At 61.9% G+C, this 24,324-nt stretch carries 20 protein-coding genes; 11 read left to right on the top strand and 9 right to left on the bottom strand.

All coding sequences use genetic code 11. The features are described 5' to 3' along the window. A complete protein-coding gene (locus tag LDN82_RS14895) occupies positions 1-1,254 on the bottom strand; it encodes an FAD-dependent oxidoreductase (protein WP_224164772.1) in 1,254 nt (417 codons plus the stop codon). Positions 1,255-1,449: 195 nt separating this feature from the next. On the opposite strand from LDN82_RS14895, the gene mnmA reads away from it, so the two are divergent. Then, positions 1,450-2,571 carry a tRNA 2-thiouridine(34) synthase MnmA gene (gene mnmA, locus LDN82_RS14890; protein WP_263422309.1) on the top strand — a complete coding sequence of 374 codons (1,122 nt, stop codon included), beginning with the start codon at positions 1,450-1,452 and terminating at the stop codon, positions 2,569-2,571. Positions 2,572-2,674: 103 nt separating this feature from the next. Next, a complete protein-coding gene (locus LDN82_RS14885) occupies positions 2,675-4,300 on the top strand; it encodes a hypothetical protein (protein ID WP_224164771.1) in 1,626 nt (541 codons plus the stop codon). A 28-nt stretch (positions 4,301-4,328) separates the two neighbouring features. On the opposite strand, the gene LDN82_RS14880 is transcribed toward LDN82_RS14885, so the two are convergent. Then, entirely contained in the window at positions 4,329-5,156 is an 828-nt protein-coding gene (locus tag LDN82_RS14880) for a caspase family protein (RefSeq protein ID WP_224164770.1), read from the bottom strand. 319 nt (positions 5,157-5,475) lie between these two features. Between LDN82_RS14880 and LDN82_RS14875 the strand changes: the two genes are divergently transcribed. From LDN82_RS14875 to LDN82_RS14860, 4 genes are all read left to right on the top strand, one after another. Then, a complete protein-coding gene (locus tag LDN82_RS14875) occupies positions 5,476-7,104 on the top strand; it encodes an ABC transporter substrate-binding protein (RefSeq protein WP_224088104.1) in 1,629 nt (542 codons plus the stop codon). Positions 7,105-7,231: 127 nt separating this feature from the next. After that, positions 7,232-8,323, top strand: a complete 1,092-nt coding sequence (locus tag LDN82_RS14870) for an ABC transporter permease (protein ID WP_224164769.1) — start codon at positions 7,232-7,234, stop codon at positions 8,321-8,323. 2 nt (positions 8,324-8,325) lie between these two features. Continuing rightward, a complete protein-coding gene (locus tag LDN82_RS14865) occupies positions 8,326-9,318 on the top strand; it encodes an ABC transporter permease (protein ID WP_224164768.1) in 993 nt (330 codons plus the stop codon). After that, the gene (locus LDN82_RS14860) at positions 9,315-11,021 is read left to right on the top strand and encodes an ABC transporter ATP-binding protein (RefSeq protein ID WP_224164767.1); all 1,707 of its coding nucleotides are present in this window, start codon (positions 9,315-9,317) and stop codon (positions 11,019-11,021) included. The genes LDN82_RS14865 and LDN82_RS14860 overlap by 4 nt, the downstream gene beginning before the upstream one ends. 86 nt (positions 11,022-11,107) lie before the next feature. On the opposite strand, the gene LDN82_RS14855 is transcribed toward LDN82_RS14860, so the two are convergent. Beyond that, entirely contained in the window at positions 11,108-11,764 is a 657-nt protein-coding gene (locus tag LDN82_RS14855; protein ID WP_224164766.1) for an NAD(P)-binding domain-containing protein, read from the bottom strand. A 128-nt stretch (positions 11,765-11,892) separates the two neighbouring features. Here LDN82_RS14855 and LDN82_RS14850 point away from each other — a divergent pair, with 128 nt between their 5' ends. Continuing rightward, positions 11,893-12,282: a chorismate mutase gene (locus tag LDN82_RS14850; protein ID WP_224088095.1), complete on the top strand. Its 390-nt coding sequence runs from the start codon at positions 11,893-11,895 to the stop codon at positions 12,280-12,282. A gap of 4 nt (positions 12,283-12,286) precedes the next feature. Then, complete coding sequence (locus tag LDN82_RS14845) at positions 12,287-13,318, top strand: hypothetical protein (protein ID WP_224164765.1); 1,032 nt, start codon at positions 12,287-12,289, stop codon at positions 13,316-13,318. Between the two features lie 31 nt (positions 13,319-13,349). Here the strand turns inward: LDN82_RS14845 and LDN82_RS14840 are convergent, their stop codons facing one another. From LDN82_RS14840 to LDN82_RS14815, 6 genes are all read right to left on the bottom strand, one after another. Further along, positions 13,350-14,075 (bottom strand): DUF4166 domain-containing protein, encoded by a 726-nt coding sequence (locus LDN82_RS14840; protein ID WP_224164764.1) that lies wholly within the window; start codon positions 14,073-14,075, stop codon positions 13,350-13,352. A gap of 11 nt (positions 14,076-14,086) precedes the next feature. Continuing rightward, positions 14,087-15,379 carry a DUF58 domain-containing protein gene (locus LDN82_RS14835; protein WP_224167547.1) on the bottom strand — a complete coding sequence of 431 codons (1,293 nt, stop codon included), beginning with the start codon at positions 15,377-15,379 and terminating at the stop codon, positions 14,087-14,089. A 43-nt stretch (positions 15,380-15,422) separates the two neighbouring features. Continuing rightward, positions 15,423-16,376, bottom strand: coding sequence for a MoxR family ATPase (locus LDN82_RS14830; protein WP_224167546.1), 954 nt, complete (start codon positions 16,374-16,376; stop codon positions 15,423-15,425). 158 nt (positions 16,377-16,534) lie between these two features. Next, positions 16,535-17,725 carry a DUF4350 domain-containing protein gene (locus LDN82_RS14825; RefSeq protein WP_224164763.1) on the bottom strand — a complete coding sequence of 397 codons (1,191 nt, stop codon included), beginning with the start codon at positions 17,723-17,725 and terminating at the stop codon, positions 16,535-16,537. Continuing rightward, the gene (locus tag LDN82_RS14820) at positions 17,722-18,414 is read right to left on the bottom strand and encodes a DUF4129 domain-containing protein (protein WP_224164762.1); all 693 of its coding nucleotides are present in this window, start codon (positions 18,412-18,414) and stop codon (positions 17,722-17,724) included. Before LDN82_RS14820 ends, LDN82_RS14825 begins: the two co-directional genes overlap by 4 nt. Further along, positions 18,411-19,712 carry a hypothetical protein gene (locus LDN82_RS14815; protein ID WP_224164761.1) on the bottom strand — a complete coding sequence of 434 codons (1,302 nt, stop codon included), beginning with the start codon at positions 19,710-19,712 and terminating at the stop codon, positions 18,411-18,413. Before LDN82_RS14815 ends, LDN82_RS14820 begins: the two co-directional genes overlap by 4 nt. Positions 19,713-19,945: 233 nt before the next feature. On the opposite strand from LDN82_RS14815, the gene mtrA reads away from it, so the two are divergent. The 3 genes from mtrA (at position 19,946) to LDN82_RS14800 (ending at position 24,298) form a co-directional block, all read left to right on the top strand. Next, entirely contained in the window at positions 19,946-20,620 is a 675-nt protein-coding gene (gene mtrA / locus LDN82_RS14810; protein WP_144649950.1) for an MtrAB system response regulator MtrA, read from the top strand. 184 nt (positions 20,621-20,804) lie between these two features. Continuing rightward, positions 20,805-22,583, top strand: a complete 1,779-nt coding sequence (mtrB, locus tag LDN82_RS14805) for an MtrAB system histidine kinase MtrB (RefSeq protein WP_263422308.1) — start codon at positions 20,805-20,807, stop codon at positions 22,581-22,583. Beyond that, positions 22,580-24,298, top strand: coding sequence for an LpqB family beta-propeller domain-containing protein (locus LDN82_RS14800; RefSeq protein WP_224088087.1), 1,719 nt, complete (start codon positions 22,580-22,582; stop codon positions 24,296-24,298). The genes mtrB and LDN82_RS14800 overlap by 4 nt, the downstream gene beginning before the upstream one ends. Positions 24,299-24,324: the final 26 nt, after the last annotated feature.

Below are 24,324 nucleotides of genomic sequence, written 5' to 3'. Positions count from 1 at the left end.
TCAGTCGCCGGGCAAAAGGTCCTCAAGGGGAACGTCGGGACTCGTGAGATGTGCAACGTTCACCTGCACCCGGCCTGAAATCAGTGCCTTGATCGGCTTCTGTACGCGCCGCATGTTCACGTTCATGCCGGCCACCACTTCGCCCTGTTCCTTCCGGCCATCGCGCATCCAGAACGCGATGAAACTGCCGTCATCGAGCGAGCCGCGAATCACAGGCTCTACTCCGGTGGCCAGCGAGGGGAAACCCGAGTACTCCATGCTGAGGGTGAACTGATCCGTATAGAAATACGGGACAACATCCAAAGCGGAATTTTGGTCCAGCATCGTCTTGGCAGCCACCTTGCCGCCATTAAGTGCATTCGCCCAATGCTCACTGCGGTGGTGTTCGCCGGTGAAGGGATGCAGGGCGTTGGCAACGTCACCTGCTGCAAGGATGTCCGGGGCGCTGGTGCGAAGCGCGGAATCCACCAGGATTCCGTTGTCCAGGGTCAGCCCCGCTGTTTCCGCCAATGATGTGTCGGGCACGACCCCCACGGCAATGATGACGATATCTGCGGGCAGGACCTCACCGGTGTCGGTCCGCACTGCGGTTGCGCGGCCATCCTTCCCTTCGATGCCCGCAGCGCTGGCGGGCTGCCTGAAGCTGACACCGTTCTGTTCATGGAGTGCCCGGAAGTAGTTGCCCAATTCGGGGCCGATGGCGGCACTGAGGGGGATTTCCTCCAAGCCAAGCAAGACCACATCATTGCCGTAAGTGCGGGCAGCTGCGGCCAATTCCATGCCGATCCATCCGGAACCGACCATGACCACACGCCTGCCGCCGTCCCGGAGCAGGGACTGCAGGCGCAGGCTGTCCCCGAACGTCCTGAATGTCATGACTCCCTCCAGGTCCGTGCCGGGCAGCGGAATCTGCCGGGGTTGCGCCCCGGTGGCTATCACCAACTTGGCGTAGTCCAGGCTTCGGCCGTCCTTTAGCGTGACGGTGCGGCTTCCCGCGTCGATGCCCGATGCGGGATTGCCCAACAGCAGTTCGACGTCGTTTTCTTCGTACCAGCCAGCCGGCACCACCGGGACGCTATCCTCGTCGTCCTTGCCCAGAAGGAACTCCTTGGAAAGGGGTGGCCGAAGGTAAGGGATCCGCTCCTCGGATGCCAGGAGGGTCACTGGTCCGGCAAAGCCTTCTGAGCGAAGGGTTTTTGCTGCGGTTGCACCGGCCAGGCCGCCGCCGGCGATGACCATTCGTTCATGCGTCATTTCAGCCCACCTTTGTCTTGGCTCTTCTAAAACAACTTAGTTTGACTTTAGATTTCGTCCTATGCCCAGTCAAGGGATTTAGCGCGCACATTGGTGCGGGCGCTAGAATAGTTGGGCGTGCCGGCTCGCCTCAGCCGGAATCACCATCCAAAACCCCCTGAATCACGGAAAGCCAGCATGCGAGTACTTGCAGCAATGAGCGGCGGAGTCGACTCCGCCGTGGCCGCCGCCCGCGCCGTCGAGGCCGGACACGACGTCGTCGGAGTCCACCTTGCGTTGTCTCGCATGCCCGGCACCCTTCGCACCGGAAGCCGGGGATGCTGCACTATTGAAGACTCCCGCGATGCGTGGCGCGCCTGTGACGTCCTGGGGATTCCCTACTACGTGTGGGACTTCTCCGAACGCTTCAAAGAAGATGTCGTCCAGGACTTCATCGACGAATATGCTGCCGGACGCACCCCGAATCCGTGCATGCGTTGCAACGAGCGCATCAAGTTTGCTGCCTTGCTGGAGAAGGCCATTGCCCTGGGCTTTGACGCTGTGTGCACCGGGCACTACGCCAAAGTAATCGAAGACGCCGACGGCAACCGCGAATTGCATCGTGCGGCGGACTGGGCCAAGGACCAAAGCTATGTCCTGGGCGTCCTGACGCACGAGCAGCTTAAGCACTCCATGTTCCCGCTTGCGGACACTCCCTCCAAGGCCGAGGTAAGGGCCGAGGCCGAAAGGCGGGGTTTGTCGGTGGCAAACAAACCCGATAGCCACGATATCTGCTTCATCTCCGATGGAGATACGCGTGGCTGGCTGGCCGAGAAAATCGAAATGACAACCGGCGACATCGTGGACGAAACCGGCACGAAGGTAGGCGAGCACCCCGGTGCCAACGCCTTCACCGTCGGCCAGCGCCGGGGACTGAAGCTGGGCACGCCGGCCTCCGATGGCAAGCCCCGGTTCGTCCTGGAAATCCGGCCAAAGGAAAACAAGGTTGTCGTGGGGCCGGAAGCGCTCCTTGCCATCGATGAAATCCGCGGAATCAAGGTGTCCTGGGCCGGTTTGCCCATCTCCGAGGTTGAGACCGGTGCGGAATTCGAATGCCACGCCCAGGTGCGGGCGCATGGCGACCCCGTTCCGGCCCGTGCACACGTTGAGCCGGTTGCCGATGAAGAGGGTGTCGAGCGGGCGGAACTCGTTGTCACCCTGACCGAGCCGCTGCGGGGAGTGGCGCCTGGCCAGACCATTGTTCTCTATCAGGGCACCCGGGTGCTGGGACAGGCAACCATCGACGCCGCGCGTTCCCTGCAGAGGGCAGTGCTCTAGCCGTTACCGGATTATTGCCTCCGGGTTTGAGGGCCCCCATACTGGCCTAAGCAGCACAACCGCTGCGGTGTGTTGGGGTCCGCATTCGAAGATGGCGATGGCTGTGGCATTTCCAAAGAAGAGCCCGGGAGACATCAAAGCCGGGCAGATGGTCTCCGTAACGGTCCTTGCAGAGGGGCCGATAGGTTTTGGCGGGGCGCCACCGCTGACAGCCCAAGTGCGGATACCCGTCGAACGGCTCCGGCGTGGCCCCACTGGACACCGCTACGCGATCCACATCCGCAAGTGGCGCGGAACCAATGTGTCGCCGGTTACCCTGACCAGCCAAGGCGACCCCTGGCAACTCGTTTCAGAACCTCCACCCACGGACCTTCGCGAACTCCTGGACGATACCCGCTTCCTCGCCCAGCACGTCTACGGCGTGGCCATGAGCACCCTGGATATCTTCGAATCCACCCTCGGCCGGCGGATGCCCTGGAATCCGGAGGGGCGGGTGGTCCTGAAGGCAAGGGATCGTGTCACAGCTGTCGATACCGGATATGAGCGCGGTACCAACACCATCCGCTTCGGATCGGTGGACCGCATGGGCTACAAAGTACCCACCGCCCTCTACAGGGACATCGTTGCCCACGAAGTCACCCATGCGATCCTTGACGGCTTCCGGCCGGCATGGGCGGACCAGCTGGCCACCATGGAGCAACTTGCCATGCATGAGGCACTGGCAGACCTGGTGGCCATACTGTCGGTGTTTTCATCGCGTGAGGTGGTCTTCCGGGAACTTGAAGCTGCCGGGGAAGGCTTCGAAGCAGGCCAGGTCGTGGACGACGCGATCCTGATAAGGTCCCTCTTTGACTTTGCGAGGGACCTTTTCGCCCGTGGTCCCCTGAGGGAACCATTTGTTGGCGCCGTTCCTGACGGGTGGCAAACCATGCTGGATCCGCACGCCCGCGGGGCTGTGGTGGTCGGGGCAGTACTCCGGGCAGTCCAGCGGTTGTGGTCGGAAAGAAATGCCCGTTTTGGGGACAACCAAAGCCTGCAGCAGAAAGCCGAATCCGGTTCCATCGTGGCCATGAGGGTTCTGCGAATGGTGATTAGGGGCCTTTCCTACATGCCACCTGTGGACGTCACTTGGCGGGACCTCCTACGTGGCATCATTGCCGCGGACCTGGACATGGTCCCGGAAGACACCTACGGCTACCGCGATGCCCTCCAAGCGGAATTCTCGGCCATCGGGATCCGACGGGTGTCGCTGAACAACATCAGCGGGGTGGATAACTACCAGGGGCTTCGCTATCCCATCCGGCTGTCGGCCCTGGGGTCAGACCCCCAGGAAGTGCAACGCTTCGTGTGGGAAAACCCGAGGCTCCTGGACGCGGCCCGCCTCGAGCGGCGCACACCACTGAGCTCCACGCGGGTGCGTACGTCCGAACGCGTGTCACCGGACGGCTTCATCATCTCCGAAATCGGGGCATCATTCATTCAAACGGTGCGGATGAGCCGTAAGGAGGCCTACGTCCGCCTTGGCTTGAAGACACGGCGGGAATTCGTGGATATCCGCGGTGGAGGAGTCCTCAGGTTCGACGCCGGTGGCCGCCTGGTATACGCCGCCCTCAAACCGGTAATGGACAGGGAGCGGCAGGGCATGCTGTTTGGTTCAGATCAACAGCACGACGCCGAGGAAGCCGCATCTTCCGGGGTCAGGAACAAGTTCCACGGCACGGGGGAATAGCTGATGCCCCTTGGGCGCCAGCCAAGGGTTAGCTGCCCCACGCAGCCTTGCGTGCCGCCGTCGTGCCTTCCAATTGGGCGATTTGATCAAAACCGCCGCCTTTGAGACCCTTGCTCACGAGTTTCAGGACTTCCGCCCGGACTACAGTGCCATTGCCCTGGAGGGACTTCACGAAGTGATAGGTGAAGGCGCCGTTGTAGCGTCCGTCAATGAGGGCGTCCGCAGCCGTCTGGTCCGATCGGCAGGCTGCCATCAGCACGGGCTTGGCCCCTTTTACTGATTTCACCAGGTCGCGCAGGGTGCGTGTGTCGCTGAACTCGTTCGCGATCACGGCCCGGGGCGTCGGAGCGGGCAGGAAGCGGGGACGCCGGCCTGGCAACAGGTCCAGGGACTTCAGTCCAGTACCGCTGTGGCAGGTGTCCAGTACAACATCCATGAGGACACCGTCCGGCAGCCGCGCGAAGAGCGTCGCCAGCTCATCGTCCGTGATCACTGTGTCCGGGTCCCATGAGTCGCCGGAGTTGTTGATGTCATAGCAGGCGAAGGCCTCGTCCAGCCGGTCGGCTTCATCGCCGCTGACATCGGGTATCTGCGTGCCATGGCTGGAGAAGGTGAAGACGATGTGGTTGGATTTTCCGTCCACCGCGCTATCGACCAGCTTGTTGAGTTCGGCCATTACGGACTTTTTGTTGGCCTTGGCATCCCTCAAGACCTTGATGCTGGAGGACGCGAATCCATACTGCGCCTCAAGGAGGGCGGCCAGGTCTTCAGCGTCATTAACGCAACCGTGAAGCCAGCTCGATTCGGGTAAATACTTGAACTTGTTGATCCCCACGCAGAGGGCTGCCTTGCTCATGTTCCTGTCCTTAGGACTGGTCCTTGCACCCATTACCTCGGCGGCCCCCTGAACCGCCGCCTGGATGCTGTCCACGGCCGCGTTCCGCCTGCCCGTGATCAGCGCTTGTCAACTCGGAATAAAGATATTCCTGCGACCCTCCGGGGGCAATGCTTTGGCGTCCCCGGGCAAACCTACTCGTAGGTAAATATTGTGTCTCGAATCACCAAATCAAGGTCCCCGGGGCGCCGAAGTCTGATTGAATCGTGGAATCAAGAGTGCGCTCCGTCACAAATATCCCACGGCGGTGCGCCTAATCCATCGAACAGAAGGTTCACAGATGGCACTGAAGAAGAAGGCCCTGCATGGCGTTATCGCGCTGGCGGGCGTTTCCGCCCTCGCTTTGACTGCATGCACGGGCCCCTCCGGCGGCGGTTCCTCGTCCGCCCCGGCTGCCGCCGGCCCGATCGCCTACGGCACCACAGACAAAGTCACCGCATTGGACCCGGCAGGATCCTATGACAATGGTTCGTTCATGGTGATGAACCAGATTTACTCGTTCCTGTTGAACTCCAAGCCTGGGGGTGCAGAACCGGTCCCGGACCTTGCGGAGTCGTCCTCATTCACGGCACCGACCGAATACACCGTCAAGCTCAAGTCCGGTCTGAAATGGGCCAATGGACACACCTTGGATTCCAAAGACGTCAAGTTCTCCTTTGACCGGCAGGTCGCCATCAACGACCCCGCCGGCCCGGCGTCCCTGCTGACCAACATCGAGAGTGTGGGCACTCCTGACGCCACCACGGTGGTTTTCAAGCTGAAGAAGGCAAACGACCAGACATTCAGCCAGATCCTCAGCAGTCCTGCGGCGCCCATTGTCGACGACGAAGTTTTCCCCGCGGACAAGATCCTTCCTGACGACGAGATCATCAAGGCCAAGGCCTTCTACGGCCAATACACGATCGATAGCTACAAGAAGAACGAACTTGTCAGCTTCAAGGCCTTCGGCGACTACAAAGGTGTCCTTGGCAAGCCGGCAAACGACGAAGCCACCATCAAGTACTACGCCAGCCCCACCAACCTCAAGCTGGACATCCAGCAGGGCAACATCGACGTCGCCTTCCGCAGCCTCAGTGCCACGGACGTTGATGACCTTCGGAAAGACTCCAAGGTCAAGGTGTTGACGGGACCGGGCGGCGAGATCCGCTACATCACCTTCAACTTCGACACCATGCCGTTCGGCACCAAGGCAGCCGGCGCTGATCCCGCCAAGGCGCTCGCCGTCCGGCAAGCCGTAGCCAACCTCGTGGACCGGCAGGCCATCGCCGACCAGGTCTACAAGGGCACCTACCTCCCGCTGTACTCCAACGTGCCCAGCGGATTCCTTGGCGCCAACGAGTCATTCAAGGACGCCTATGGAGACAACGGAAAGCCGAGCCTGGACAAGGCCAAGAAGGTCCTGGCGGACGCCGGAATCACGGAGCCCGTTGCGTTGAACCTGCAATACAACCCGGACCACTACGGCGGCTCCTCCGGTGACGAGTACGCCATGATCAAGGAACAACTGGAGAAGTCCGGACTCTTCAAGGTCAACCTGCAGTCCACTGAATGGGTTACCTACAGCAAGGCGAGCCGCGCTGACGAGTACCCTGTGTTCCAGTTTGGGTGGTTCCCCGACTTCAGCGACGCCGATAACTACCTGACCCCGTTCTTCCCGGACGGCGGCTTCCTGAAGAACCACTACAACAACCCCACTGTGAACGACTTGATCGCCAAGCAGCTGACCGAGGCTGACAAGACCAAGCGTGAGGCGGACATCAAAGATGTCCAGAACGCACTCGCCAAGGACATCTCAACCCTTCCCCTGCTGCAGGGCGCCCAGGTTGCGGTGGCCGGAAGCGGCGTGAACGGCGTCGAGAAGACGCTGGACGCATCCTTCAAGTTCCGCCTCGGAACGATTTCCAAGTAACCACGCCTCTGTGGTGGGAAGGAGGCGGGACGCTGATCCGGTGTCCCGCCTCCTTTGCTGACCACTTTCGTGGCCGGCATGCACGAGCCAATCCCGCGCAATCCGCGGGCAGGAAATACAGGTAACAATGACAACACTTATAGAGGTACCCGAGGCCGAGCCCGGAATAGTAGCTCCAAAAAGCAAGTCCAAGGCCGGGGGAGGCCTAGGAAAATACATCGTGATCCGGTTCTTCCTGATCATCCCCACCGTCTTCATTCTGGTGACGTTGGTCTTCTTCCTGATGCGGGTCATTGGAGATCCCATCACGGCTGCCCAGGGCGGACGCCTCCCGCCGGATGTACTGGCACAGCGAATCCATGATGCCGGCTACGACCGCCCGGTTTTGATCCAGTACTTCGAATACCTCGGCCAACTCATCACAGGCAATTTCGGCACAACGATCACTGATCGTCGTCCCGTCGTGGAGGTACTCACCACCTTCGGTGCCGCAACACTTGAGCTGTCGATCAACGCATTGATCGTGGCGCTCGCAGTTGGTATCCCGTTCGGACTCATCGCAGCCCAACACCGCGACAAGACCTCCGACGCAGTCCTGCGGTTCTTCGCGATTCTCTGCTATGCCACTCCGGTGTTTTTTTCGGGCCTGCTTCTCAAACTGACCTTTTCGGTGTGGCTCGGATGGTTCCCCGTAGCAGGACGTGCCTCCACCCGTACGGAACTGACCATGAGCAGCCTCGGAGCTCCATCAGGCATCTACTGGCTGGACGCGCTCCGCAGCGGCAACTTTGCGGCTCTTGGAGACGTTGCAGCCCACGCTGTCCTGCCGGCCGTGGCCCTGGGTTTGCTGACTGCAGGGGTCTTCCTGCGGCTGGTGCGGACAAACGTCATTGGCACGCTGGGAAAGGACTACATTGAGGCTGGCCGGTCCCGTGGCGTTAGCGAGTTCCGGCTGGTTACCAAACACGCTTACAAGCCTGCACTGATCCCCATCATCACTGTCATGGGCCTGCAAATTGCGCTCATGCTCGGCGGCGCCATCCTGACCGAGACAACGTTCGAATGGAAAGGACTCGGCTACCAGCTGGTCCAGTACCTGAATGCCCGCGACTTTGTGGCTGTCCAAGGCATTGTGGTGTTGTTGGCCATCATCGTCGCCGTGACCAACTTCATCGTGGACATCATTGCCGCGCTCATCGATCCCCGAGTGAGGTACTGACCATGAGCACTCCTTCACTGACTGCTCCCAGGCAGCCCCTCTTCTCCCGGCTTCCAGTGGTTTCCCACCTCAGGAAAAGCGTTGGCCTCCAACGGGGCATGCTGATAGTGGGCGTTGTCCTCAGCGGGTTGTTCCTGCTGACAAGCATTCTCGCACCGCTTCTGGCCCCTTACGGCTACTCCCAACTCAGCGATGCGTCCGGTTCCTTCCCCACCCAACAGGCACCGGGTGCCAAACACCTGCTTGGCACCACTGTGGGCGGCTATGACGTCCTGTCCCGCGTCCTATGGGGATCCCAGACGGCCGTGACCGTCATCGTCGTGTCCGTGGCAATGTCACTTTTCCTTGGCGTCGCCCTGGGCCTGCTCAGCGGCTACTTCGGCGGCTGGTTGGACAGGATCCTTGTAGTAGTGGCGGACGCCATCTATGCCTTCCCCACCCTGCTTTTGGCAATCGTCATCTCGATCGTCATCAGCCGTGGCCAGTCCAGTTTCTGGGGCGGTATTTTCTCCTGTGCGTTCTCCATCACAGTGGTGTTCGTGCCCCAGTATTTCCGGGTCATCCGCGCCGAAACCATCCGGCTCAAGGCCGAGCCTTTCGTCGAGTCGGCCAAGGTACTGGGTGCATCCAGCCTGCGTATCATCGGACGGCACATCTTCAAGAACGCAACGCGCACCCTGCCCCTGATGTTCACGCTCAATGCCTCCGAAGCGATCCTTACGCTCGCAGGCCTTGGCTTCCTGGGCTTCGGCATCGAGCCAACATCGGCTGCAGAGTGGGGCTTTGACCTGAACAAGGCACTGGCCGATACCTCCTCCGGTATCTGGTGGACCGGTGTTTTCCCTGGCATCGCCATCGTGCTGACCGTCCTGGGCCTGACGCTGGTTGGCGAAAGCATCAACGACCTCAACGATCCCCGGATCCGTGGCCGAAAGCGCGCAGGCACCACGAAAACCCCTGCAACCCCGACAGCTACAGAGGCAGGTAAGCCATGACCACCAATCTCGGAAACATTTCCGACGCCGGGGCCGCCAGTGAACCCGTCCTCACCATTGACCGGCTGAAGGTAACTTTTGCCACCGATAGCGGAGACGTCCATGCGGTGAAGGACGTCAGCCTGGACGTTAAGCCTGGTGAAGTCGTGGCGATCGTGGGGGAGTCGGGTTCCGGCAAGACAGTTGCAGCCAAGACCATTCTGGGCTTGCTGCCTGAAACAGCCATCAGCTCCGGTGCTGTGGTGATCAACGGCAACAACGTGATCAGTGTCAGCAAATCCGCGCTTCGAAAGATCCGTGGACGCGACGTCGCCATGGTTTTCCAGGAGCCCTCCACAGCATTGAATCCCGTGTTCACTGTTGGATGGCAGATTGCCGAGGGGATCCGCGCCCACGCCAAGGATGGCCACCGCGTATCGTCCAAGGAAGCGAAGGAACGGGCCACGGAGGCTCTCCGAAAGGTGGGAATTCCGGACCCTGAAACCCGGGTCAACTACTACCCACACCAGTTTTCCGGCGGGCAAAAGCAGCGCGTGGTGATTGCCGCCGCATTGGCACTGAACCCTGGTCTGATTGTGGCCGATGAACCAACGACAGCCCTTGACGTCACAGTACAGGCGGAAATCCTGCAACTGCTCCGTGACTTGCGGGACAACTACGGCACATCCATCGTGTTGATTACCCACAACATGGGGGTCGTGGCCGACCTCGCCGACCGCGTGGTGGTCATGTACCAGGGCGATGTGGTGGAAGAAGCGCCCTCAAGGGTGTTGTTCGCGGAACCAAAGCAGGACTACACAAAAAAGCTCCTCGCGGCGGTCCCGCACCTTGGCCGCAACTCAGCCTCGGAAGGCGCCCGTGGCCGGTTGCATCAGGATGGCAAGGTCCTCGTTGAGGCGAAGAACCTCACCATCGAGTACCCAGGGCGCTTTGGGCGCCATGGCTTCAAAGCTGTGGACAACGTCAGCTTTACGGTCTCCGAGAATGAGGTCTTCGGTTTGGTGGGGGAGTCCGGCTCAGGCAAATCCACCATCGGGCGGGCGATCGCAGGGCTGACAAGGACAACCGGCGGCAGCCTGAAGGTCCTCGGCTACGAAATGCTGGACTTCAAGGAGCGGACCTTCCGTCCGCTGCGGAAGGAGATCGGCTTCGTTTTCCAGGACCCGGCGGCCTCGTTCAACCCCCACCTCACCATCGGTGAGTGCGTCGCTGAGCCGTTGATTATCCACACCAAGCCGAGCGCGGCTGAGGCGCGGAAAAAGGTAGGTGAGCTGCTCGAGTCAGTCCAGTTGCCGGCGTCGTACGCGCAACGCTACCCACACGAGCTGTCCGGTGGACAGCGGCAGCGCGCCTCTCTGGCGAGGTCGTTGGCGCTCAACCCACGCCTGTTGATTGCCGACGAACCAACCTCGGCCCTGGACGTCTCAGTGCAGGCCAAGGTTCTGGACCTGTTCAAGGACATCCAGGAGCAGTTCGGCTTCGCGGCCCTGTTCATCAGCCATGACCTCGCAGTCGTGGACATGTTGTCGCACTGGGTTGGCGTGCTGTACAAGGGACAGTTGGTGGAGCAGGGCATCGGCAACCATGTGATGGGCTCGCCCCAGCACGACTACACCAAGCGGCTGATCGCCTCCTTGCCGGTTCCGGACCCTGATGAACAAGCACGACGCCGGGAAGCGCACCGCGCGCTGTTGGGCGGCTAACCCGCACGCAGGCTGAACGCAACGAAGGCCCGCCACAGTGAGCAATTCACTGTGGCGGGCCTTCATTCGTTCTGGGCCTTGGTGCGCTACTCGGACACGATGGCGATGTTGAACATCTTTCCCTTCGGCTGCTGCATGAAGATCCTTAGCCACAAAGGCAGCCACATCTCCATTCCGCGGGCGGCGTCGAGTCCACCGAGGTCCCTGATGTGCTCGGGCGCCCAACCAAACTCCTGCAGCAGGCCTGACACTGTGGACTTGGCATCCGCGTCGTTTCCCGCCATGAACATGTCATGTGGACCCGGAAGCCGCCCTGGATCCACCATTACCGGGGCGCTGACCGTGTTCAGCGACTTCACTACCCGCACCCCGGGGTAGGTCCGTTGAATGGTCTCGGCGATGCTGTCGGTGTTGCACACTGAGAGCGATGGCGGAAAGCCCTTGGATCCATCCAGGGCGTTGGCCACGTCCAGGAGGATTTTGCCGTTCAGGGTGGTGTCGCCGGCTTCAGCGAGGACGGCCAGGCTCACAGTACCGGGTGTTGCATTCACGATCAGCTCGGACTGTGCGCACGCTTCCGCGAAAGAGCCCGCACGGGCGCGCGGACCAGCTTGCCGGGCCCACTCCTCGCCCTTGGGATTTCCGGATTCACGGGAACCCATGATGACCTCGTGGCCCAAGGACACCAGCTTGCCAGCGAGGGCGTGCCCCACCATTCCAGTTCCCAGGACAGCGATTTTCATGGAATCTCCCTTGGTCGAGTGCAGTGATGCTGCCATTCTGCACCGATTCCCGCGATGGGAACACCGCTGGCGGGACGCAGTCAGGTAACACCGGCAACGCTACCGCCGCACCCCATAGACTGGGGACCATGACCGAGCAGAACAGTGCCCTCCCCGAAGACCACGATTCCTTCAACCCGTCAGCGAGTTCCCTCGCGGGCCAGGTGGATCGCGGCGTCATGGATGAGCTGCTCTCCATCCGGTCCAGCATTGACAACATTGATGCCACACTCGTTTTCCTGCTCGCGGAACGCTTCAAGGCCACCCAGAAAGTAGGGATTCTCAAGGCCACGCACAAGCTTCCCGCGGGCGACCCCGGACGCGAAGCAGCCCAGATCGCCCGGCTTCGCCGTCTGGCCGAGGACGCACATCTTGACCCCGCATTTGCCGAGAAGTTCCTGAATTTCATCATCAGTGAAGTGATCCGCCATCATGAAGCCATCGCAGAGGATCACCAGATCTCCAGCCAGCAGGCCTGAACATATGTCAGGAGAAGTACAACGGGTCAGCGCGACGGCTCTTGGCCCATGGCCAGGGATCGACCCTGCGGAATCCCTGCGGATCATCCGGGGGGAATTGGGGGACCCCCACCTTCCGTTCCTGCCTGAACTGCCGGACCGTGGTGTCGGATCCGATGCCGTAGGCAGGACAGCATCGTTGCTGGTGGACTTGGCCGTGGACGTTCAACCACATGGTTGGAGACTCGTGGACCGGCCGGGAAAAGACGCGCAGCGGGGACGGTCCGCGCTTGCCACTGACATCAACATCCTGGCTGACGTCGCTGGAACAGAAGAGGTTTCAGCCAGCGGGATCAAGGTCCAGTTGATGGGTCCCCTGAGCCTCGCAGCCGGTTTGTACCTGCACAACGGAGAGCGGGCCCTCCTCGATTTTGGAGCGCGCCGTGACATTGCAGAGTCACTGGCAGCCGGAGTCGCAGAACACCTCCAGCGGATCTCGGAAGCGGTCCCTGGAGCGGGCATTGTGGTCCAGCTGGACGAGCCGGACATTGCCGCAGTGATGGGCGGCACGATCCCGACGGCGAGTGGTTACCGCACGCTGCGGTCCATCCCCGGCGAGGAGGTTGCGGGAGCGTGGCGGTTGGTGATCGATGCGCTCAGGGCTGCGGGCGCCGTCGAAATTGTGGTGGCCGTACCGGAGATAGAGGCCCCGATCGATCGCATACTCGATGCGGGCGCCGATGGTGTTGCTGTGCCGCTGAAGGCATTGACAACCCGCCAATGGGAGCACCTTGCCGCAGCAGTGGAAGCCGGCAAGCGTGTGTGGGCCGGTGCGATGCCCACATCAGACACTGATGCCAGGCTTCCGCGGACGGCCGAGATCGTGGAAAGCATTTGGCGGCCTTGGAGCCAGCTGGGTCTCCCGGCGTCGGCCTTGCCGGCACTGCGACTGACGCCGGCTACGGGACTCGCCCACGTGAAGCCCGCCACAGCCAAGGAAGTGCTTGCCCGACTCACACAGGTGGCCGACGGCCTGGACCAGCTGTCACAGGGTTGACCCGGCCTGTCCCAGGGTTGATTGGCAAGGGCTAGATCCTCTTTTCCCAGCGATCCGGTTCCGCATAGCGGGGGAGTGAGGTGCCTTGGGCTGCCCCGGGCAGGTAGGGCGCCAACCGGTAATCGAAGCGGCCGGCATAGACAAGCACGACGCCGATCTGGGGTTGGATGACCTTGACCTGGATCCGGTGCTTGCCCTCGTCCCCGTCCCACCACTGCTCCGCAAAGGCCTTTGCGTCCAGGGCCGCCGGCAACGGAATGCGCAATGGACCCAGGAAGAGCCGGCTGGCTTTCGACACGCCCCGCAGCCGGCCGTTGGGCGTGACACTTACATCCAGGTCCGTGACGAGGCGGCGGTAGCGGCCGACATGGTCCACCAACCGGGTCGGTGCGGGGGTGACGGAGCCGGCCTGCGGCGCGGTGATAGCGCTCGTGGTGTCGAGGAACAACCGCGTCCCGGATGGGAAGTAGATTTCACGCCGTGCCGTGAGGGCTTGCCGGCCGAAAGGATCCACGTGGGCATGGTTCTCAATGCGGAACGGAATGCCTTCGCCGTATTCAGGGAAGAAGGCCTCTTCGCTTCCCGTCAGGGCCAGCAAAGGACGCAGCCATTTTTGCGGGCACCCTACGACGTCAAAGACCCCCTCGCCAATTCCATACGATCCGGAGCCTGCCGCCAAGGAGAAGTACTCCTGTAGTTCGGGGGCCAGCTTGTTGAAATCATTGCCCAGGGCGAGCCGGTAGATGGGTTCGTTCATGGGAGTCCTTCCTAGAGCCGTCCGGCCGCTTTAAGCCGGATGTAGGTGTCAGCAAGCAGGGGAGGGACCTCGGAGGGTTCGGCGTCCACCACTTCAGCCCCCAGTTGCCGCAATTGTTCTGTGACGGCGGCCCGTTCCAGCAGGGCGCGTTCGGCGGCGGCGGCGCGGAAAACCTGGCCTGCGGTGGAACGCCCGGCTTTCATGGCTGCCAGCAACGGGTCCCGGACAGACGCGACCACCACCACGTGCTGGCGGACCAGCTGGGCCACCATGGGGAGAAGGCCTTCCTCGGGGGCGCCGCCGTCGAGGGCTGTCAAAAGCACCACAAGCGAGCGGTGTGCCGATACGGCCCGCACCTGGCCTGGGATCTGCTGCCAGTCCAGTTCTATGAGCTCGGCCTCCAATGTCGCCATGGCCTGAACGAGTTGCGCCAGGAGATTGCCTTTCGAAGCAGACTCGACCCTCGCGCGGAGCATCCGGTCGTAGGCGAGGAAGTCAACCCGGTCCCCGCCCCGTTCCGCCAGAACCGCGAGCAGCAGCGCCGCCTCAATCCAAGTGTCCAGCCTCGGCTCGTCGTCAATCCTGGCCGCCGCGGTCCGCGATGTGTCCAGAACGATCACAACACGCCTGTCCCGTTCCGGACGCCAGGTACGGACCACCACAGATGTGCGACGCGCAGTTGCACGCCAGTCGATGGACCGGACGTCATCGCCACGGACGTAGTCACGCAGCGAATCGAACTCCGTTCCCGCGCCCCGGATCTGCACGGCCGCCCTGCCATCAAGCTCGCGCAGCTTGCGTAGTTTCGATGGCAGATGCCGTTTGGAATGGAAGGGTGGCAGCACTCGAAGCCGGCCGGGAAGTGCCCTGGTTCGCTGCCGTGCGGCCAGCCGCAAGGGCCCGTACGAACGGACCGTCACGTGCGGGCTTTCAAGATCGCCGCGGCGCCGTGGGAGCAGGGACACCGTCAGGCGGCGCCGTTCGCCGGGTGGAACGTCGAGCGGCTGTGTTGGGTTCAGGGCTCCAGCGGAAGGTTGCCAACCGTCCCGGACCATCGCCCGTAGCTTCCGGCGGCCCAGGTTGGTCACCGTGATGACGGAATTCACCTGACTCTCCAAGGTGACGTTGCCCGGTTGCTGACGTGCCAAGCCCAGCTTGGCCGGGGAAGCCGCCAGGATAAGGTCAAGGGCCAGAAGCAGCAGCAGTCCGATAGCGATGAACAGCACGGTGATCCACGCCGGAAACAGCAGCAACGGAACCAGCCCGGTAACTGCCAGCAACACAAAACGACCCGTGATGGCCATCAGGGCACTCTTGCCATTGCTGTCATCTGCATCGCCGGCAGAATCAACGAGGCACCGGAACGGACGCCAGGATGCTGCCAAGGACGTCGTCAACGTGGATGCCATCCATCTGGGCCTCAGGACGCAGGCCTACCCGGTGCCTGAGGCAAGGCAACGATAGTGCTTTGACGTCGTCAGGCGTCACGAAGGGCCGCCCGGACAACCAGGCCCATGCCTTCGACGTGTTCAGGAGGGCAGTAGCGCCTCGAGGAGAGACGCCCAGCTGGAAGGACGGCGCTGACCTGGTTGCCCGGACCACATCCACAATGTAGGCCAGGATTTCCGGTGCGACGGCCACTTGCGCCACAGCCGCACGAGCGTTGGAAAGCTCGACGGCGCCAGCCACCGCCCGCACGCCGGCCGCGGCGAGGTTTCGGGGGTCGAAGCCACCGGCGTGTCGGCGGATTACTTCGATTTCCTCGGCTCGGCCTGGCAACGGCATGGTCAACTTGAGGAGGAACCTGTCCAGCTGGGCCTCGGGCAGGGGGTAGGTTCCTTCGTATTCCACGGGATTCTGGGTGGCAGCCACGATGAAGGGCGCAGGCAGTGGGCGCGATACGCCATCCACGGAAACCTGGCGTTCCTCCATGGCTTCCAGGAGCGAGGCCTGCGTTTTGGGTGGCGTTCGGTTTATTTCATCGGCCAGCAGGATGTTGGTGAAAACGGGCCCTTCCCGGAACGTGAATTCCGATGAATGCGAGTCGTACACCAAGGAGCCCGTGACGTCACCGGGCATGAGGTCCGGGGTGAACTGTACGCGTTTGGTTTCCAGGCTCAGGGCAGTGGACAACGCCCGGACCAACAGCGTCTTGGCGACGCCGGGCACACCTTCCAGCAGGACATGGCCGCCGCAGAGAAGGGCGATGAGCATGCCTGTCACTGTGGGATCCTGGCCGACCACAGCCTTCCCAACTTCACTCCGGACGTTCAGCAGGGATTGTCGGGCAGGATCCTCCATGCCGCTGCTGTGTAGGCCCTGCTGTGGTCCATTCACCTGCGGTCCATTCACCCCAGGTGCATTCACCTGGGGTTCGCCCGCGTGTGCATGGTTTACCTGGTGGGCCGCGCCACCGGAGTATTGGTTGTTGCTGTCCGTATAGTTGTTCGGCTGGTTGCTCATCGGGCCGTTGCCTCCTGCTCGATTCGTTCGATCTGTTGTGCCCACTGCACCAGTTGTCCTTCTGTCTGGGGTTTGGAATCAATTAACGCCCACCGGATTGCCGGTACTTGCCGTCCAAGGCGCCGGGCCACGGCGTCGATAATGGCCTCCCCGGTGGCGTCCGTCCCCAGGTTGAAATGCCTGGCCAACCGGGCGAGGGTTCCTGCCCGGAGATTGTCGGCGGCGCGTTCCACGGCGCGTGAATCCTGATATAGACGTGCGCGTCCTTCGGCCGTTTCTGCGGCCTTAACCACCACGGGAAGTGGTTCAAAGACCAACGGTCCCAAGCGTCGTCCGCGCCAGAGGATGGCAAGGATAGCTATGACAGCCAGCCATGGGCCCGCAAAAGCCAGCCAAGGCGGTGCGAGCTCGTTGAGCGTCGGGGTGGATCTATCGGACGCTACATCGGCGATGCCTGGTGTGTACCAGACCAAGTCGGGGCCGCTTCCCAGGGTCCGCATCGCCAATGCGGCGTTGCCAACGGCCGCGAGGTGTTGGTTTTCCAGCAACTCGGTGCTCCCCAGCACAATGATGTGCCCATCGGCCGAGGCCACATAAAGTCCAGGTCCATCGCTGCGGGTGGCGTAGCAAACAACTGGCCCCAGGTACACCGGTCCTTGGGCGGCAACGGGTCCTGCCTGCTCTGCATCTTCCTGGCTGCAGCCCGGTTCAAGGATTTTTGTCGCTTCGGGGACCACACCGCCGGGGCGGAACTCCGGATCGAGGCCGTTCAACGTGCGCAGGCGCGGTGCGACCACCACTACCCGCCCGGCCACAGCACTCACATCCTGCAACTGCGATATATCCAGGAAACCGCGGGGGTCATACAGCAGCAAGGTGGCGTCGCCGTCGGAAAGAGCTGCCAGGGTGTCTTCGAGGTTATCGGTTGGAGTTATGCCCACACCGTGGCGCCCCAGTATTTCGGCCAAGGCCATGGCCCCGTCGGGAGCGGGATTGCGGGTAGATAGCGACCCGGAGTCTTTGGGTGCCGAGAACCGCTCCACCACCAGGAACGTCACGAATGCTGCAAACACTGCCCCCAGCGCAATCCACACCAGGTGCTTTCGGAACCAACTCCACAATGCGCTGGTCCGCCGTCGAGGCAGAGTTCCTCCCTGCAAAGCTTCCGGCACCTCCTGGAGGGTCATCGCGGCACCGCGAATCCCTGCTGGCCTTGGCCAGTGAAGTCAGGGGTTAGGGCGAGGAGGTCCGTATCCAGCTTGCGCAATTCGTCGTAGTCCGGGCGTGTTGCGGCCTGTTCCCCATAGCGGACCGCATCAAACAGGCGGGCGGCGTCGACCAGCCGGAGTTGAGCAGGGGTGAAGGCCTGGCCCAAGTGGCCTGCAGCCTCATCGGCCGTCCGACCGGCGCGCGCTTCAATGACATCCCGCTCCTCCGCGGAACGCACCAGCGCCCGGAACTGATCGACGACGGCGGAAGGCCAGTCGCCGTCGTCGGCCGCGGCAAGGGCACGCTTCCGGTATGTCGCAGCATCCACAGGCGTGTCCTTGCCGTAAATGCCCGTAACGGAGGCTTTTCGCGTGGCGTTCAGCCTCGGACGGACAACGAAGACAGCCACCACGATGAGCACGACAGCCAAGGCGATGATGAGGGGGACAGCCAGGTTGCTTTCCGGCGAAGTTCCGTCCCCTTCCAGGGAGCTGAGCCAGTCCAGGAAATCGCGCCAAAGCTGGTCCAGCCAACTGGGCCGGGCCTGGGCGTACTGCGCCTTGGATAGTTCCTCCTCGGCCCAACGGCGTGCTTCGTCACGGTCCGGGGTCACCGGCGGTTCAGTGCCGGCCAAAGCGGGAATCACATGGATTAGCGTCTCCCTCATGCCTGCGGCCGGTGCCCGGGAGGAGAGCCTGGCCATTGTCCGCCGCCAGGAGGCCATGTGTTGCCGTGGACCTGCAGGGGAGGACCACCCGGGATTCCCTCCGGATCCGCACCGCTTTCCATCAGCCGCATCAACTCCACGTCCAGCCCATCCCGACGCATTCGAAGATCCATGTAGATGAGTGCGGACACGGATGTTTGGAAAGCGAATCTCACAGACCCCACCAAAGCCCCAATGACCATCGAGATCACGGTCGTCAGGATCAGGGTGGAGGCCACCGTCCCGGCGTCCGGATGGGGAGCGATGACCGATCCAATCGCGGTGGCGGCGAGAGAAGCTGGAATCTGCACTATCTGGGCGATGATTCCCACCATCACGCTCACCAGCAGCGTTATGCCGAAGATGCGCCACCAATTGCTCTTGGTTAACTGCCAGGATCGCAGGAGTCCGTCATAGACGCCGATCCGCTCCACGACGATGGCGGCCGGAGCAAACATGAGCTTCAGCCCAATCCAGACAAAGACGATGATTCCCCCGAAGCCCAAGGGGATGACAATCAACAAGGCTGCCGGACCCAAGGCCGTGAACAACAGCACGGCAATCCCGACGACGGCTGCTGCGGCCAGCAGTCCACCGAAAGTGAGCACGGCTGCTACCCCCAGCAGAGGAAGGATCCGACCGACAGCCAGCTTCCACATCTGCCCGAAGCCTGTCCGTCGGTTGAGGACAGAACGGGAAACCGGAATGACCATGACGCCCTGGAGGACGGCGCCCAGAAAGCCGATCAACACAGAGACTCCCACCGAACCCGCCATGACGGCAAGGAACGGGCCAAAGAATCCCGCCGCATCCCCGCTGAAATCCGTTGTTTCCAAGGAATCCATAAGCTCGTACATGGCCACGGTGACAACACCCAGGAGGGCAGCGGCCGTGGCCTGGACGATCAGGGCTGAACCGAACATCGAGGCTGCATTCCGGCGTATGGTCTGGAAGGAGCCATCGAGTATCTCGCCGAACTGCAGGGGCCTCAAGGGAATGACACCTGGCTTGGGTGGGGCAACGTACATTGGTTGGCCATAGGGTGGACCGCCGGCCGCAGCCGCAGGCCATCCACCCGCCGGGCCTCCCGGAGGGTAGCCCGGCCAGTTGTTGCTACCGCCCTGTGGGGCTGACCACGCGGGCGGACCTCCCCACTGGGGCTGGTTGCCCCACGCAGGCTGACCGCCCCACGCAGGCTGACCGCCCCACGCAGGCTGACCGCCCGGATATGGCTGCTGGCCGTGCTCTGGCTGTGACACGATTTCCTCCCCAAGAGATCCGGCCCGCCGACATCCGACGTCCCCCACATGGACCTTGGCCCCAAGCCTATAGTCCCGGTGTCCTCCCTCATAGCCTGAGCCCATACTGCACGGACACCGGATCTACATCGAGCCAGGCGCGGCCGTGCAGTACGGTGGAAGTGCCTTGGGGGACGCCATGCCGTGCGCCCGCCCAACAGGACAAAGGCTTGGCGATAAGGGAATATATAACTATGAAGGCACGCATTCTGGTAGTTGACGACGACGAAGCGCTCGCAGAGATGATTGGTATTGTCCTGCGCAATGATGGCTTCGAGCCCGTATTCTGCGCAGACGGCGGCCAGGCTCTTGAGGTGTTCCGTTCCTCCAAACCCGATTTGGTGCTCCTGGACCTCATGCTGCCGGGTTCGGATGGAATCGAAGTTTGCCGGCAGATTCGTGGAGAATCGGACGTCCCCATTGTCATGCTCACGGCGAAATCGGACACCTCGGATGTTGTTCGAGGTCTTGAATCCGGCGCTGACGACTACGTGCCCAAGCCTTTCAAACCCGCTGAACTCGTGGCTCGTGTCCGTGCGCGCCTTCGGCCGGGCGAACAAAAGGCTCCGGAAACGCTGCGGATTGCTGATGTAACCATCGACGTCGCCGGGCACCTCGTCACCCGAGGTGGAGAGCGCATCTCGCTTACGCCCTTGGAGTTCGACCTCCTGGTGGCATTGGCCCGGAAGCCGTGGCAGGTCTTTACGCGCGAACTTTTGCTTGAACAGGTATGGGGATACCGCCATGCCGCGGACACCCGGTTGGTCAATGTCCATGTTCAGCGTTTGCGCTCCAAGATTGAACGGGATCCGGAAGCGCCCGAAGTTGTATTGACGGTGCGTGGTGTCGGGTATAAAGCAGGTTCCTGAGTCTCCCGCCGGCAAGACCGGCAGCACGGACAAGGACCAGAGCCCGAACGCTCCGGAGCAGCCCGCCCGGGACCAGACCGCCCAGGAGCAGGCCCCAGGCCAGGAAGAGACCCCGCAAACTTCGGCGTCCGGGGATTCAGCCTCCGCTCCCAGTGATCCAGTAAGAAGGAACCTTCCCTGGCTGATGTGGCGCGCCCGGATATGGACACGGCGTGGCCTGATTCTGGTTCTCAGGGTTTCCCGCCTCGTCTCGATCGGTGTCCGGCAGATACGGCCGGGTCTTCGCTTCCTCTGGCGTTCTTTGCTGAGGCGGTGGCGGCGGTCACTGGAGTTCAGGACCGTGCTGACGACGCTGCTGCTTGCCGTAACGTCTTTTGCGATCGTCGGAGCGTACCTTTCCAACCAGATAGCCAATAACCTGTTCCAGGAAAGACTCGCCCAGGCGGAGTCGGAGTCCCGATACAACGTAAAACAGGTTCAGGACACCTTTGACGGCGCACAGGTTACTGATCAATCAAGCGTCATCACGCTGGTCTATGACACGCTAACCGCCGTGGAGGGCCGGGGCTCGGTGATCCAGCGGCGCTACGTTTTTGAAGCCGTGCCGGAACAGACCAAACCCCGTAACCGCTGGGTAGAGTCGCGCGCCTCTGACCAACTCACCGTCCGTGTCATCCCGCCGGAATTGCGGAAGGCTGTCCAGGAAGGCGGGAAGCAACAGTTCTGGGCCTCCATGCAGTTCCCGGTGGGAAACGAGGACCGCCCCGGTATTGCTGTCGGAAACAAAGTGACCTTTAACGGCACTGCCTATGAGTTGTATTTGATCTATGACCTGAACACCGCCCAGAAGACCCTGGACGAAATCCAGAACGTGCTGTGGGCCGGTGGTGCGGCGCTCGTGCTGATGATTGGTGCCATCGCGTGGTACGTCACACGCAATGTCGTCAGCCCTGTGAGCCATGCTGCCGTGGTGTCGGAAAAGCTGGCGGCGGGCCAACTCCAAGAGCGCATGGTGGTCAAGGGTGAGGATGAGGTCGCCAGGCTTGGTGCTTCGTTCAACCATATGGCGGCCAGCCTGCAGGAGCAGATCACCCAGCTCGCCACGTTGTCGCAAATGCAGCAAAGATTCGTCTCGGATGTCTCGCACGAACTTCGCACGCCCTTGACCACCGTTCGCATGGCCGCGGAGGTCCTTTACGACGCCCGTGAAGACTTCGACCCTATGAACAAACGCTCGGCCGAGCTCCTCTATCACCAAGTGGAGCGCTTCCAGTCCTTGTTGTCGGACCTGCTGGAGATTTCGCGCTTCGATGCCGGTGCAGCCATCCTGGACGCCGAACCCCAGGATATCTTCCAAGTGATCTCGCACGTCATGGAGGGCGCAGCACCCGTAGCCTCCGAGTACGGGTCCGAGGTTCGCCTCAACGCCCGTCAGAAGAGCATCATTGTCGAAATGGACTCGCGCAGGATCGACCGGATCCTGAGGAACCTGCTGCTCAACGCCCTTGAGCATGGCGAAGGAAAACCGATCCACATTTCTGTGGCAGCAAACCATGACGCCGTGGCCGTGGCCGTGCGGGACCACGGTATTGGAATGAGCCCAGCGGAAGCTGCCAGGGTTTTCGACCGTTTCTGGCGGGCTGACCCGGCACGCGCCCGAACTACTGGTGGCAGCGGCCTGGGATTGTCCATCGCAGCCGAAGACACCAAGCTCCACAATGGCTGGCTTCAGGCGTGGGGCCGCAAAGGGGCGGGCTCAAACTTCAGGTTGACCTTGCCGCTGAAGCAGGGCGGAACCATCCTCAAGTCGCCCCTTCAGTTGGAACCTGCCGACATCGACTTGCCCGGAGCCGGAAGCGAACGCCAGATGCTTGTCCTGGGCACAGGTTTTGGCAGTACAGACGGCAAATCCGACGTCGGAACGCCTCCTTCGGGTGACGAGGGAAAGGGCGATGGATCATGAGGGTCCTTGGCACCGCACGCAGGCGGGTTTTCGTTGCTGTGCTGGCGGCGCTCATGGTCTTACTGGCTTCGTGCGCCCAGATTCCCCGGTCCGGTCCAGTGGGAAAAAGCCAGGATGAGGGAGCGGGAAACCCCAATGCCCCTGTCTTCTTCCCCGCAGCACCGCGTGCAGGCTCCACACCTGAAGCCGTCATTGAGGATTTCTATATGGCCGGCAGCGGCTATGAGGACGACTATCCCGTAGCGCGGCAATATTTGACCCAAGCCCAGGCCGTAACGTGGAAGCCGGATAAGCGGGCCATCGTTTTCCGCGGAGCCCGCGTGGTCAAGACGGCTGTGGAGAATGAATACGTCTACGAGGTCGACCTTGCCTACACGGTGGATGCGGACGGAATAGCCACGCAGTTCCCACCGGGAACCAAGGAGACCATCCCCGTCTCGCTGGAGAAAGTGGAGGGGGAGTGGCGGATCTCCAAGGTTCCGGATGGTACTGCGATTCCGGAAGAGACCTTCAAGGTCATCTACGGCGCCTTCCCCATCTACTTCTACGACCCGACGTTCACGTATGCGGTGCCGGACTACCGATGGTTCATCAAGAAGAAGACTGTTAAGTCCATGACCAGTGCCCTGCTTGCCGGGCCTGCGCCTTATTTGCGTGGGGCAGTGGTGAGCGCTTTTCCCTCCGGGATGAAGTTGGCCAGGGAATCTGTCCCTGTCGTTTCAGGAGCAGCCCAGGTGGATTTGTCGGCCAAGGAACTGTTCGACGCATCGGCAGAAGACCGCCAACGCATGCAGAACCAGCTGGCCTTAACCTTCAGGGGGCAACCGGACGTCATTAACGTCCAGCTTCGCGCCGACCAGGACCTGGTCCGCGTCGAGGACAACGGGACAGTTCTGCCACCGGTTGTGGACAAGAATGTTCCTGCCCGCCAGGTTGCCGTCAGTAACGGCGACTTGGTCCGCTATGAGAACAACCGGGTTTCGCCATTGCCTGATATTCAGTCGGTTGCAGGTCTCGGCCCCCATTCACCCGCCGAGTCGCCCGTATCCCAAACCGTTGCCTTCCTCAACGGCGACAAAACCACGTTGTACTCCATCGAGCCGGGTCAACCGGCCCGCCAACTGACCACCCGAAGCACGTTGAGCGGGCCTTCGTTCAGTCCTCATGATTGGGTTTGGACGGCGGGACCAGGCGCCAGCGGGAACACGGAGGTTGTGGCATTCAAGCCCACTGGCGTTGCCCCTGGCATGGCTGTGCCCACGGCGACCATAACGCCCACGTGGCTGTCCGGACGGACCGTCAAGGATTTCCGGATCTCACGCGAAGGTACCCGGGCGCTGGTGATATCCGAGGCGAACGGTAAATCAGTGGTTCAAGTGACAGGCATCGTCCGGAATGCAGACGGCGCGCCCAAGGATCTTACGACTCCAATCACTCTTTTCACCTCCACCTCCCCTGACCAGGGAGTCTGGGTCAACGGATCCACCGTTGCCGTCATGTCCAGTTCGGCTACGGCTACCGTGGTTCCGGAGTTGCTCTCGCTTACCTCGGGGGAGCCGCAGCAACTGGCACCGTGGGACGGCCTCATGAGCCTGAGCGCAGGTAACGGGTCGGAACAGATCTACGGGCAGTCCACAGCGGGAATTTTTCAACGTGTCGGAAATGGTTGGGAACTTCAGCTCAAGGGCCCAACGGAGCCGGCCTTCCCGGGCTGATCCGGGAGCCGGGCACCCCGGAGGCG

Origin of the sequence: Arthrobacter sp. StoSoilA2 (assembly GCF_019977195.1) — a bacterium.
Lineage (GTDB): Bacteria > Actinomycetota > Actinomycetes > Actinomycetales > Micrococcaceae > Arthrobacter.
This window is presented reverse-complemented; position numbering and strand designations above follow the sequence as displayed.